Origin of the sequence: Acetobacterium fimetarium, from assembly GCF_014284475.1 — a bacterium.
In the GTDB taxonomy this organism is placed as follows: Bacteria; Bacillota; Clostridia; order Eubacteriales; family Eubacteriaceae; genus Acetobacterium; species Acetobacterium fimetarium.
The window spans coordinates 85,424-97,861 of sequence record NZ_WJBC01000008.1 but is presented as its reverse complement, the minus strand read 5'-3'; the positions used below and the strand labels follow the sequence as shown (position 1 = coordinate 97,861).

The 12,438-nt window shown below is 49.1% G+C and carries 12 protein-coding genes, 1 tRNA gene and 1 other annotated feature; all 13 genes read left to right on the top strand.

Annotation, left to right across the window (positions count from 1 at the left end; translation table 11 throughout):
• The first annotated feature begins 8 nt into the window (after nucleotides 1-8).
• Nucleotides 9-2,045, top strand: a complete 2,037-nt coding sequence (locus GH808_RS07360) for an SPFH domain-containing protein (protein ID WP_186842134.1) — start codon at nucleotides 9-11, stop codon at nucleotides 2,043-2,045.
• A gap of 290 nt (nucleotides 2,046-2,335) precedes the next feature.
• The gene (locus GH808_RS07355; RefSeq protein WP_186842133.1) at nucleotides 2,336-3,052 is read left to right on the top strand and encodes a polyphosphate polymerase domain-containing protein; all 717 of its coding nucleotides are present in this window, start codon (nucleotides 2,336-2,338) and stop codon (nucleotides 3,050-3,052) included.
• Nucleotides 3,053-3,124: 72 nt separating this feature from the next.
• A complete protein-coding gene (locus GH808_RS07350) occupies nucleotides 3,125-3,811 on the top strand; it encodes a DUF4956 domain-containing protein (protein WP_243166149.1) in 687 nt (228 codons plus the stop codon).
• A 289-nt stretch (nucleotides 3,812-4,100) separates the two neighbouring features.
• Nucleotides 4,101-4,634 (top strand): DUF2284 domain-containing protein, encoded by a 534-nt coding sequence (locus GH808_RS07345; RefSeq protein ID WP_207722278.1) that lies wholly within the window; start codon nucleotides 4,101-4,103, stop codon nucleotides 4,632-4,634.
• Nucleotides 4,635-4,769: 135 nt separating this feature from the next.
• A complete protein-coding gene (locus GH808_RS07340; RefSeq protein ID WP_186842132.1) occupies nucleotides 4,770-6,008 on the top strand; it encodes a cation:proton antiporter in 1,239 nt (412 codons plus the stop codon).
• 89 nt (nucleotides 6,009-6,097) lie between these two features.
• Nucleotides 6,098-6,369, top strand: a binding site (T-box leader).
• A gap of 49 nt (nucleotides 6,370-6,418) precedes the next feature.
• Nucleotides 6,419-7,513: an iron-containing alcohol dehydrogenase family protein gene (locus GH808_RS07335; protein ID WP_186842131.1), complete on the top strand. Its 1,095-nt coding sequence runs from the start codon at nucleotides 6,419-6,421 to the stop codon at nucleotides 7,511-7,513.
• Nucleotides 7,514-7,526: 13 nt separating this feature from the next.
• Nucleotides 7,527-8,522, top strand: coding sequence for an ABC transporter substrate-binding protein (locus GH808_RS07330; RefSeq protein WP_186842130.1), 996 nt, complete (start codon nucleotides 7,527-7,529; stop codon nucleotides 8,520-8,522).
• A 43-nt stretch (nucleotides 8,523-8,565) separates the two neighbouring features.
• Complete coding sequence (locus tag GH808_RS07325) at nucleotides 8,566-9,465, top strand: ABC transporter permease (protein WP_186842129.1); 900 nt, start codon at nucleotides 8,566-8,568, stop codon at nucleotides 9,463-9,465.
• Nucleotides 9,458-10,219 (top strand): ABC transporter ATP-binding protein, encoded by a 762-nt coding sequence (locus GH808_RS07320; protein WP_186842128.1) that lies wholly within the window; start codon nucleotides 9,458-9,460, stop codon nucleotides 10,217-10,219. Before GH808_RS07325 ends, GH808_RS07320 begins: the two co-directional genes overlap by 8 nt.
• 11 nt (nucleotides 10,220-10,230) lie before the next feature.
• Nucleotides 10,231-10,539: a cupin domain-containing protein gene (locus GH808_RS07315; protein ID WP_186842127.1), complete on the top strand. Its 309-nt coding sequence runs from the start codon at nucleotides 10,231-10,233 to the stop codon at nucleotides 10,537-10,539.
• A 156-nt stretch (nucleotides 10,540-10,695) separates the two neighbouring features.
• Nucleotides 10,696-11,364 (top strand): L-serine ammonia-lyase, iron-sulfur-dependent subunit beta, encoded by a 669-nt coding sequence (sdaAB, locus tag GH808_RS07310; protein WP_186842126.1) that lies wholly within the window; start codon nucleotides 10,696-10,698, stop codon nucleotides 11,362-11,364.
• Nucleotides 11,361-12,230 carry an L-serine ammonia-lyase, iron-sulfur-dependent, subunit alpha gene (sdaAA, locus tag GH808_RS07305; protein ID WP_186842125.1) on the top strand — a complete coding sequence of 290 codons (870 nt, stop codon included), beginning with the start codon at nucleotides 11,361-11,363 and terminating at the stop codon, nucleotides 12,228-12,230. Before sdaAB ends, sdaAA begins: the two co-directional genes overlap by 4 nt.
• Nucleotides 12,231-12,360: 130 nt before the next feature.
• Nucleotides 12,361-12,435: transfer RNA gene (locus tag GH808_RS07300), tRNA-Glu, on the top strand.
• The last annotated feature ends 3 nt before the right edge of the window (nucleotides 12,436-12,438 follow it).

Genomic DNA, 12,438 nt, shown 5'->3' with positions numbered 1-12,438 from the left:
TGAAAGAAATGCAGTTGTTTTCTGTATTGCTGACGGTCTTTCTAATATTAGCCGGCATTGTCCTGCTGTTATGGCTGATCGGACTGCGGATCGTGCCCAACAATAAAATTGCCGTCATCGAAAAATGGTGGTCACGGAAGGGTTCTCTGGACATGCAGATCATTGCCCTGAATGGCGAAGCGGGTTATCAGCCCCAGGTCATTCGCGGCGGCATTCATTTTTTGACGCCGTTGATGTTTAAGGTACACATTTCGCCCCTGGTTACCGTTCCGCAGGGACAGATTGCCTATGTTTTTGCCCGGGACGGGCAGCCGCTGGAACCGATCCAGACGTTGGGTAAAATAATTCCCGAGTGCAGCAATTTTCAGGATGCCCGCGGATTTTTGCTTAACGGGGGACAAAGAGGCCCCCAGCGCGGCATCATCCGCGAGGGAACCTATGCCTTCAACCTGGCCCAGTTCATCATCATCACCGAGGATAAAATCTATTACCTGCCGATGGGAACCAAAGCGGAAGAAGCGACGATCATGAATATGGCGGCCCTGCTGAAAGACCGCGGCGGCTTCACGCCGATTGTCATCAAAGGCACCGATGACAAGGTCGGGATCGTGACGGTCCACGATGGCCTTTCATTGACGAAGGATGACATCATCGCGCCGGCGGTCGGCAACGATCCGGTTCAGCCGGAAATCTATCACAATAATTTTCAGGATCCGGAAAAATTCCTCAAGGCCGGCGGCTTCAGAGGTCGGCAGTATCAGGTTCTGGTCGAAGGGACCTATTTCATCAACCGCTTTTTTGCAACCGTGGAGTTGATCGATAAAACGATCATCGATGTCGGTTATGTGGGCGTGGTGGTATCCTATATCGGGCCGAAAGGGGTGGACTCAACCGGGGAAGACTACAAGCATGGCGAGCTGGTTGAGAAGGGCTACCGGGGCGTCTGGCGGGAGCCGCTGATGCCCGGGAAATATGCCTTCAATACCTATGCCGGAAAAATCAAACTGATTCCCACGACCAATATCATTCTCAAGTGGATCAGCAATCAGACCGGCTTTCACAAATTTGATGAAAACCTGAAGGAAGTCAGTCTGATCACCAAGGATGCCTTTGAACCGTCGCTGCCGTTATCGGTTGTCATGCACATCGATTACCGCAAAGCGCCGCTGGTGATTCAGCGGTTTGGCGATGTCAAGATGCTGGTGGATCAGACGCTGGATCCGATGGTCTCCGCCTATTTCAAGAATATCGGCCAGACCAAAACCCTGATTCAGCTGATTCAGGACCGTAATGAAATTCAGCGGATTTCATCCAGCGAGATGAAGGCCAAGTTCGAGCATTACAATCTGGAACTCGAGGAAGTGCTGATCGGCACGCCGGCGGCGTCGGCCAGCGATGACAAGATCGAGATCATTCTGACGCAGCTGCGGGAACGACAGATTGCGGTCGAACAGATTGAAACTTATACGCAACAGGAAAAAGCCGCTGAGAAAGAAAAGGAACTGCGCGAAGCTGAATCCAAGGCCCTGCAGCAGAAACTGCTCACCGAGTCGGATATCAACATTCATATTCAGAGCAATGTCGGTAAAGCCGATTACCAGCGTTCACTCCAGGAAGCAGCCAAGATAAAAGCCCTGGCTGAGGCGGAAGCAGAGAAGGAAGCACGGGTCGGGATCGGGAAAGCCATTGCTATCGAAGAGCAGGTTAAGGCCTATGGCGGTCCGGAGTATCAGGTGGTGCAGGATGTGATGACCAAGTTCACGGCGGCCATCGAAAAAGCAAAAATCGACATTGTCCCCAAAACCGTTATGAGCATGGGGACGAAAGACGGACAGGGCAGCACAGTCAACGCTTTTGAGATGCTGATTGATCTGCTGATCAGTGAAAAGCTGGGCGTGCAACTGGACCAGGCCGGAAAAACGGACGATCCGCGGGTTAACAAGATCAAAGAATCCATTCTGCGAGGGATGGAGCAGGAACCGGTTCCTGCGGTGGCGAGCATCGAAGTAAAAGAACCGACGGAAGCGGCACCGGAGAATAAATAAATTCATTTTTAAAGGGTAACCGAAATGGTTGCCCTTTTATTTTGAAACGAATTCGAATACTTTAGTTGTTGCTGGTTTAGAAATACAGGTTTTAATATAGGTTTATTCATTTTTGTAAAAAATGGAATGCCGCCACGTAATTTAACAAAAAATTAACAAATTGACGGTAGACAGATATTGTGTTAGAATCCCTTACTAAGAAATGTAGTTAAGAAAATAGAAACAATTGCCTTTGATCAGATGAAAGATAGTTACTTAAACGACCTGTTTGAAGAATTTGGAGATGCAAAATGCCCATCACAACATTTAAGCGCTATGAAAAAAAATACCAATTGGATCAAGCTCAGCTTAACGACTTAATGCCGGTTCTTTTAGCAGAAATGAAACCGGATATTTATGCAGATCAAGAAGATGGCTACGCTATTTACAATATTTATTATGATACCGATAATTATGATATTATCAGGCGCTCTCTCGCTAAACCTTATTATAAAGAGAAACTTCGCCTAAGAAGCTATACGATTCCATCGACGCCGGAAGAAATGGTGTTTTTGGAATTAAAGAAAAAAATCGGTGGCATTGTCAGCAAGCGTCGGGCCTGTTTAAAATTAAATGAAGCATACCGTTTTATCTCGAAAAGAGAATACCCCAGTGGATTGAATCAGGTTGATCATCAGGTTTTAAGAGAAATTGAGTATTTTTTGGAGAATAATCATATCGAACCAAAAGCTTATATCAGCTATGAACGGACGGCATTTATCGGAAAAAATGATCCCAACTTTCGGATAACTTTTGATCGCAATATAAGAAGTCGTCAAACAGACCTGTTATTGGAAAAAGGAAATTTTGGAAATCTGATTATATTACCCAATCACTATATTATGGAAATCAAGATTCTCGGAGCCATGCCTTTATGGCTTGCGCAGGCGCTTTCGGAATTAAAAATATACAGTTCCAGCTTTTCCAAATATGGAAAAACATACAAAGAATATGCAAGCAGAGCATGAGTAAAGGCGTGCGTTGGCGCATCGAAATAAATGTGAAATCTAAAGTTCACATCAGAAAAGGGAGAAAAATATTTGGAAACAATTTTTGCATCAACGATTTCTGATAAACTGTCTTTGGGAGCAACCGTAAATATTATCTTGGCTTCCTTAATTATGGGCTTGTTTATCAGCATCATCTATATTAAAACCCGCGGGAAAGAAGGCTATTCCCATGGTTTTACGGTAACACTAATTATGTTGCCGGCCATTATTGCAATCATTATTCTGTTGGTTGGCAATAATATTGCCCGAGCGTTTAGCTTGGCCGGCGCGTTTAGTCTGATTCGGTTTAGAAGTACGGCGGGGGACCCCATTGATGTTTCCTATGTCTTTTTTACCTTGGCAGTAGGACTCGCCTGCGGGATGGGTTACATCGCTTATGGTGTTCTTTTTGCGACCATATTATGTATGGCAATGGTTGTACTGAGTATCACAAAATATGCCAAACCCAAAGTTAACACCATGCAACTCAAAATTACCATCCCGGAAGATGTTGATTTTCAAAATTGCTTTGAAGATATTTTAGAACAATATACGCAAAGTTACAAAGTTCAACGCGTCAAAACCAGTGATTTTGGTTCGTTGTTTGAAATTGTTTATGTGATCCAACCCAAAGAGGATTTTAATCAAAAAGAATTTATCGACAAATTACGCTGCCGAAACGGAAATCTATGTATCATATTAAATACTAAAATCAGTGATGATATGGTTTATCTATGAGATAATAAAAACAAGACAACATGAAAATTATAGAAATAATACATAAATTGATGTAAAATAGGCCTGTTATAAGAGAAGCAGGTTAGACTGTAGACAAAGCACGAACGCAGTACCGACAATTGTTACATCGTGTTGTTTGCATCAAGGCGAACAGGCGATAGCCTGTACGAATTGCAAGCAAACAACTGATTAACAATTGGTCGGTACGGGTTTGTCGACAACCTGCCTGTTACGAGAGTAGCAGGTTTTTGATTTTACCATAAAATATTTTGATGAGGTTAGCAAATAAATGATTACAAAAGAAGAAGTTGAACAGAAAATAACAGAATACCCGATCTTTGAATACGCATTTTTTGATCCGGCGGAAATTAATTTTTATCCGGCGGTCAGAGAAATCTGCAAAAGCGAATGTCCGCAGTACGGAAAATCATGGTCCTGTCCGCCAGCGGTCGGAACCCTGGAAGAGTGCAAAGCGCGGTGCACCGACTACGGCAATGCCTTTGTTTTCAGCACCATCTCGGAAGTCAGCGACATTCTCAATATGGCGGAAACACTCGCGACCAGAGGCGAGCATCTCGAAGTGGTGGACCAGATCAAGGAGCATGTTTTTGGGAACAACGAGGATGTCCTGATCCTCACTGCCGAATCCTGTGCCGTCTGTGATGATTGCGCCTATCCGGAGACAGTCTGCCGACATGCTGACCGGATGTATCCCTGCGTTGAAAGTCATACGATCAGTGTGACGGACATCTGCGAAAGGAACAACATGTCATTCCTGAATGGCTATAATATGGTGACCTGGTTTGGCATGGTATTTTTTTAAAGCTTCAGGCGATGTTTTAAGGCAGAATAGCGTTGCCGCAGAGAAAAAAATGTGCCGGCAAACTGAAATCATTGAACGGTGCGATCGGGCAAGTTATCATTTAGATTTGAAAAATACAGTTAGGGGTGATTGGTAGTGACGGGAAATGTTGTAGAAATGGCAGATAATCTGATGCGGATTCTGGCGATTATTACTTTTCTGGGAATTGGTTTAACTCAGGTGAGCAAGAAAATACATATCCCGGATGTGGTGCTGTATATTGCAGCGGGCATTATTGTGGGGCCAACGGTTTTGAACATCATCGATTTCAGCGACTATGCGGTAATCAATCAGCTGATTTTGTCGTTCGGAGCAGCGTACATCCTGTTTGACGGCGGCCGAGAGATCGAGCTTGCGGTACTGAATGAAGTGAAGGTGACGATTGGGTTGCTGGCCACGGTGGCGGTGCTGCTGTCGGCCGTTATCACCGGTTTTTTTGCCTGGCAGATCCTCCACATTGATTTCATCTACGCCTTGCTGCTGGGTGCAGTCATCGCCTCAACCGATCCTTCCGTACTGGTGCCCTTGTTTAAACATATGAACATCAGCCCCAAATTGAAGCAGACCATCATTTCGGAATCGGCCTTCAATGATGCCGCCGGCGCCATCATCACCTTTGCGATTGTTGGCATCGCGGCTGGCGGCGGTTTTTCGGTGGGCGGCAGCCTTCTGGATCTGGTGAAGACAGCCGGCGGAGGCATTCTGGTGGGTGTCATTATCGGTTATGTTGCCAACCTGTTTGTCGGCGAAGGCAAGTATGGGGTGTTCCGGGGCTTTTCGGCCGAGATGGCTATCGCAGCGGTGCTGGCGGCATACGTGTTTTCGGATTCGATTGGCGTCAGCGGTTTTATGGCCGCCTTCACCGTCGGCATGGTCTGTGCCAACAAGCATCTGTTTAAGCTGGAAACCCATCACGCGGGGCATGAGAAGCATGAAAAATTCAAGGATGTCACCATCTCCCTGTTAAGGATGCTGATCTTCATGCTGCTGGGCATTCAGATGAATTTCGTCATCATTTCGCAGTACTGGGTTCAGGCGCTGCTGGTGATCCTGGCTTTTGTGTTCCTGGCACGACCGATCTCGGTGCTGCTCACGGTACCGCTGGACCGCAAAGCCAAGTGGAATATCCGGGAAATCGCCTATCTGTGCTGGACCAGAGAAACTGGCGTGATTCCGGCCGCTCTGGCCGGCATGCTGATTACAATGAATGTGCCCAATGCGCAGCTGATCTCGGCCGTGACGTCGATTGCCATCATCATCACGCTGACCTTCCAGGCCAGTACCGCGAAATACTTTGCCAAGGTGCTGAGGCTTGAGGTCGAACCGAAAAAATAAAGTGGCATGGTCAAATGAAGATGAAAACAAATCATAATATTAACTTTACAGGATGGTAAAACTGTGATATTATATTTTCACTTAAAAAAAACAAACTTTTGATTGAAAATAGTAGCCTTTGAAAGATGCTTCAGTGAGTTGCAGATAGTGTAAATGCAGCAGTAATCGCAATGGTGAATGGATTCATGAGGGTGAAAAGAAAGGCTGTCAAAGCTGAGTAATGTTCAACGGGGGTTCCGTCCGTTATCAAAGGAAAACGTATGATCGTACGTTTGAGGTGGATGTATAACGGCCTATTTCTTTAGGCAGCAGATGCATCAATTTAGGTGGTACCGCAGGAATTTTAACTCTTGTCCTTTTTTACAGGACAGGAGTTTTTTTATTGAAAAAAATCGTGAAGGAGAAGACAGATGACATACAGTGTTAATTTATCAAATTATACGGTGGGGGAATCCAGCTATGATGAAATTGATCATATCTGCTCACCCTACGGCAGGAATGTGGTGCTGATTGTCGGCGATCATGGTTATGGCCAGGCAAAAAAATATTTAGATGAAGCGCTAAAGAACAGCCGTCTCGCGGTTGAAAAACCGGTTCACTTCGGCGGGGAGTGCACCTTTGAGAATGTGGAAAGGCTGAAAAACGAAACGGCTGTGAAAAATGCGGACATGATTTTCGCGATTGGCGGCGGTCGGGTTCTCGATACCGGAAAATGCCTCGGCGATCAGTTGGGGAAGCCGGTCTTTTCGTTTCCGACGATCGCCTCCAACTGCGCGGCCTGCACCAGTGTTTCGATCATGTACCAGCCGGACGGCAGCTTTCTGAAACCTGAATTTCTGACAGATCCGCCGAAACATGCTTTCATTGATATCCGGGTGCTGGTGGCGGCGCCGGTCAAATACCTTTGGGCCGGTCTGGGCGATACCTACGCGAAGTACTACGAAGCAACCATTTCGTCCCGCGGCGAAGCGCTCAACCATTCCCTGACGCTGGGCGTTCACATCAGCCGCCAATGCGCCGACGGAGTGATCAGACATGGCCAGGGAGCCCTGGCGGCCAATGAGGCCAAGATTGCGAACGAGGATTTTGAGCAGACGATTCTGACGATCATCGTGACCACCGCCCTGGTCTCGATTCTGGTCACCCTGGATCATTCGCCGGATTACAACAGCGGGCTGGCGCATGCAATCTACTATCTGCTGACGTCCGTGCCAGGCTTCGATGAGGAAAAACATCTGCACGGTGAAATTGTCGGCTTCGGGGTGCTGATCCTACTACTGGTGGATCAGCAGCGAGCGGAATTTGAAAGAGTCTACCGCTTCAATTGCGAGACGAAGCTGCCGCATTCACTGGCGGAATTGGATCTGAATCTGGCAACCCTGGAACCTTATTTTGAAACGATCACGGAGATGGCAGATATTCGCCACAACCCTTACGTTATTACAGTCGATCTGTTGAAAGCTGCTTTTGCGGAGCTGGAAACCATCAATAAAATAAAGAATTAAGAGGAGAGAGAAAATGAAAAAGAGTTTAGTGAAAAAAATGACCGCAGTCGTTCTGGCAGTATTCATGGTAGTGTCATTGTCGGCCTGCAGTTCATCCAAGACCAGTCAAGGAACAAATGGCAAGAAACTGAAGGTCGGCATCATTCAGATGATTGAAAACGGCGCCTTCAATGATATGCGCGACGGCTTTATTCAGGAACTGCGCGACAAAGGCTATTCGGAAGACAAGCTGGAAATTGTCGTCAAGAATGCCCAGGGTGATACATCCAACTTGAACACCATCGCTCAAGAAATGTCGGACGGCAGTTATGATCTGGTCGCCACCATTGCGACACCGGCATCCCAGACATTTGTCAATATGAAGTCAGAAACACCACAGGTATTCATTGCCGTATCGGATCCGGTCAAAGCGGGAATCGTCTCGACAATGGAAAAGCCGGACCACAATGCCACGGGTACATCCAATCCGATTCCAGTCCAGAAAATCGTTGATCTTTCCAAAACACTGACCCCCGGCATCAAAACATTCGGGATCATTTACAACACCAGTGAAGTCAACTCGGTCAGCACGGTCAATAAAGCTAAAGAATACATGGCAGCTCAGGGATATGCCGTTTCGGAAGCGGTTGTCACCAATTCTTCCGAAGTGCAGCAGGCTATTGAAGGATTGTTAAGCGGGGTTGATGCCGTCTTTATTCCAAATGATTCAGTTATTCAGAATGCGATGCCAACCGTAGCTGCGGCAGCTAAAACAGCCCAAAAACCGGTATACGGCAGCTCCGCCGTGATGGTTAACAGCGGCGCCCTGGCAACCGTGGCGATCGGCGACAAGGCCATCGGGGCCGCCTCTGCGGATATGGCCGTTCAGATTTTTGAAGGCAAGACACCGGCGGATATTCCTGCCGTCAATGTCGAAGCAACGGATACCCTGATCAACCAGACAACCGCCGATGCCATCGGCATTACCGTTCCGGCAACGATCAGTCAAGCGGCAACCATCGTCAAATAATGCGTGCGTCAGCGGTGGCAGACTTTCAAAGGAGAAATAAATTATGTCATTAGTTATTGGTTCCCTGCAATTGGGATTGATCTACAGCCTCATCGCCATGGGCATCTATATCAGTTTTAAAGTACTGAACATCCCGGATCTGACCGCAGAGGGAAGTTTCACATTTGGCATGGCGGTGATGGCAGTCTGTGTGACCGGCGGCCATCCGCTCGTCGGGATATTTCTTTCATTGCTGGCGGGGGCGTTAGCCGGTCTGGTGACGGCGCTGCTCCATACCAAACTGCGGATTCCGGCAATTTTATCGGGAATTCTTACGATGACGGGATTGTATACCATCAACCTGATGGTGATGGGCGGATCATCCAACCTGACCCTGATCGGGGTTACCACGATCTATGATCTCGCTGGCGGCGTCCTGCCGTTTACGTTCACGATTGCCAAAATTCTGATCTCGCTTGTCTTTGCCGCCATCGTGATTGCGGTGCTCGTGGCCTTCTTCAAAACGAACTGCGGGCTGTGCATCCGCGCCATCGGTGACAATGAAGAGATGGCGCGCTCGTCATCGATGAGTGTTGATTTGTATAAAACCCTGGGACTGATCGTCAGCAACGCCCTGATTGGCTTATGCGGTGGTCTGATTGCCTGTGATCAGGGCTATGCGGACATGACCTCCGGCGCGGGGATGCTGGTGATCGGGCTGGCAGCGGTCATCATCGGCGAGGCTTTTATTCGCCGCCGCACCATTTTAGCCGGCCTGCTCAGCTGCGTGCTGGGCTCGATCATCTACCGTCTGATTCTGGCGGTCGCTGTCAGCACACGGATGTTCCCGGCGTATGCGATGAAACTGCTCTCAGCCATCATCGTGGCCATTGCCCTGTCGATTCCGGCCTACAAATACTACAAAGAAAACTACCAGTTAAAGAAGAGGAAAAAACATGCTTGAGATTAAGGATTTGCAGAAGAGTTTCCAGAAAGACAATGGAATAGAAAGTCGCGTTTTGAAGGGACTGAACCTGATCATCGCAGATGGTGAGTTTGTCACGGTTCTGGGAAATAACGGCGCCGGAAAATCGACCCTCTTTAATTTGATCAGCGGCACGATACTGCCGAACGAAGGCACAATCTATCTTGACCATGAAGACATCACCTTTATGCCGGAACACAAGCGGTCAAAATTCATCGGCCGGGTGTTCCAGAGTCCGATGAAAGGAACCGCGCCCCATCTGACTGTGGCCGAGAATATGGCGCTGGCTTACGGACGGCAGAATCGAAAGAATTTCAACTGGGCACTGACGCGGCCGCTCAAGGCGCTTTTTCGGGAGAAACTGGCGGAAGCCGGGATGGGACTGGAAGACAAACTTGACAGTAAGATTTGTGATTTGTCGGGCGGACAATGTCAGGTGGTTGCGCTGATCATGTGCACCATCAAGCCGCCCAAACTGCTGCTGCTGGATGAGCATACGGCGGCGCTGGATCCCAGGACGGCTGAAGATGTACTGGCATTCACCAGCAAAATCATCGCCAAGGATCATTTGAGCGCACTGATGATCACCCATCATCTCGAGGATGCCATCGCCTTCGGCGACCGGCTCGTGATGATGGATGACGGCGTGGTGGCCCATGATTTTGCCGGCGCCGAAAAGGCCGAGCTGACAACGGAGCAATTGCGGACCCTGTATCATCTGAGAGAAAGTTAAAGGAGGCAGCAGTGAAAGCGACATACCTAAAACTGCCCAAAACGGTAAGCAGAGAAGTGCTGGTCAACACAAGCGCGTGCACCCTGGTGCGGATGGTTGTCAAGGCCGGGACGAATCCGCCGCTTCATGCCCACCCGCACGCCCAGATTGATTACATGATCAGCGGAGCGGCCGACGTCAGCATTGACGGGGTCATCACCCATGTGAACCCCGGGGAATCGATCTTTATTCCCGGCGGCGCCGAACATGGCTTTCTGGTCAGCGAAGAGGATCAGGAATTTCTGGAGTTCTTCACCCCCGGAAGAGAAGATATCGAATAGACATTTCAGCTCATAACCCGTCCCGTCGGCAACCGCAAATCGTTGCCGGCAGGACGGCTTTTTTATGTTTAAAGAGTTGCTTTATCCGGGCTTTCAAATTAAAATGGAGGAAAGCACAAACGGCAGATAACGTGTATTCAGAAAAAGAGGGATGAAATGAATGTATTTGATATTATCGGTCCCATAATGGTCGGCCCTTCCAGTTCCCATACCGCCGGTGCGGTCAAAATCGGTTATCTCTCCAACAAGCTGATGGGAGAGAAGATCCGTTCGGCGAGAATCTATCTTCACGGCTCATTCCTGACAACCGGCAAGGGCCACGGTACGGACAAGGCCATTATCGCGGGTTTACTGGGCATGAAGCCCGACGATATACGAATTCCGGAAAGCTTTGAAGTGGCTGAAAAAGCGGGCCTGGCATTCGCGTTTGAAGGAATTGAACTCCGGGATGCACATCCCAACAGTGTCAAGCTCAATCTGACCGGCGCCTCGGGACGGGAGCTGGAGATTATGGCTTCTTCCATGGGTGGCGGCAATATCAAAATCTTCCAGATCGACGGGCTGGACGCCAATTTCGGCGGCGACCTGCCGACCTTGATCGTTCACAATCAGGATCGGCCGGGACTGGTGACCGAGGTGACCGCGATGCTGAGCCAGAAATCCATCAACATTGCCACCATGCAGCTGTATCGGAGCCGCCGCGGCGGCGATGCGGTGATGGTGCTTGAATGTGACCAGGAAATATCAAAAGCGTCCATTAGCGGACTGCAAAGCCTCGACGGCATCCGCAAGGTAACGTATCTGAGTCTGGAGGAATCAGCATGAGCTTTAAAGCACTTGAAGAGATCGTCAATATCACAAAGAAAACGGACAGGCCATTCTGGGAAGTGGTTCTGGCAGAGGAACTCAGCGAGAGTCAGCAAACCCGGGCAGAGGCGCTGGCGAAAATGGAGAACCTGTATCAGGCCATGAAAGAAGCCGATCAGAATTACGATAGCTTATTAAAATCCCCCAGTCGGCTGGTCGGCGGCGACGGTGAGAAAATAGCCCGGGCGATCGAAAACGGCACCATGATTTGCGGTGATTTCATCGGACGCGTCATCGCAAAGGCAATCAAAATGGGGGAATCCAACGCCTGCATGAAACGCATTGTCGCCGCTCCGACGGCCGGCTCCTGCGGGGTCATTCCGGCGGTGCTGCTGACTTATGCCGAGCAAAATGAAATCGACGAGATGCGCATCATCGAGGCTTTGTTTGTGGCGGCCGGCATCGGTGAAATTATTGCTCACCGCGCTTTTATCGCCGGAGCAACCGGCGGCTGTCAGGCGGAGATCGGCTCGGCCAGCGCCATGGCGGCCGGCGCCTTGGCTTATCTGCGCGATGGCGATGCGGACACCATTGTTCATGCGGCCGCTCTGGCCCTGAAAAGTCTGTTGGGGCTGGCCTGCGATCCGGTGGCCGGTCTGGTTGAAGTCCCCTGTGTCAAGCGCAACGTCATCGGCGCCGTGAACGCACTGACGAGCGTCGATATGGCGTTGGCCGGCATCCGCAGTCAGATCCCGCCGGATCAAGTGATCGATGCGATGCGGCTGATCGGAAATGCCATGCCGGCGGCGCTGAAAGAGACCGGTGAAGGCGGATTGGCGATTACACCGACAGGGCTGGCAATTGCCAAAGGACTGAAGGAATAATCGCCCTTGTCGTGATGAAAAAAACGCCTGCTCCGGACAAAATGGCATTGCCGAAGATCGGGAAAAGGAGTTTTTTTCAAATTACCACTTGACCAATGATGCATTTCACTGTAAAATAAAAAAGTTAGATGACCCATTGGTCAAGTGGTCAAGACACCACCCTCTCACGGTGGGATCAGGGGTTCGAACCCCCTATGGGTCACCATTG

Coding starts and splice junctions, on each gene's coding strand:
- GH808_RS07360 (WP_186842134.1), top strand. CDS start 9: ATGCAGTTGTTTTCTGTATTGCTGACGGTCTTTCTAATATTAGCCGGC.
- GH808_RS07355 (WP_186842133.1), top strand. CDS start 2,336: ATGCCCATCACAACATTTAAGCGCTATGAAAAAAAATACCAATTGGAT.
- GH808_RS07345 (WP_207722278.1), top strand. CDS start 4,101: ATGATTACAAAAGAAGAAGTTGAACAGAAAATAACAGAATACCCGATC.
- GH808_RS07335 (WP_186842131.1), top strand. CDS start 6,419: ATGACATACAGTGTTAATTTATCAAATTATACGGTGGGGGAATCCAGC.
- GH808_RS07330 (WP_186842130.1), top strand. CDS start 7,527: ATGAAAAAGAGTTTAGTGAAAAAAATGACCGCAGTCGTTCTGGCAGTA.
- GH808_RS07325 (WP_186842129.1), top strand. CDS start 8,566: ATGTCATTAGTTATTGGTTCCCTGCAATTGGGATTGATCTACAGCCTC.
- GH808_RS07320 (WP_186842128.1), top strand. CDS start 9,458: ATGCTTGAGATTAAGGATTTGCAGAAGAGTTTCCAGAAAGACAATGGA.
- sdaAB (WP_186842126.1), top strand. CDS start 10,696: ATGAATGTATTTGATATTATCGGTCCCATAATGGTCGGCCCTTCCAGT.
- sdaAA (WP_186842125.1), top strand. CDS start 11,361: ATGAGCTTTAAAGCACTTGAAGAGATCGTCAATATCACAAAGAAAACG.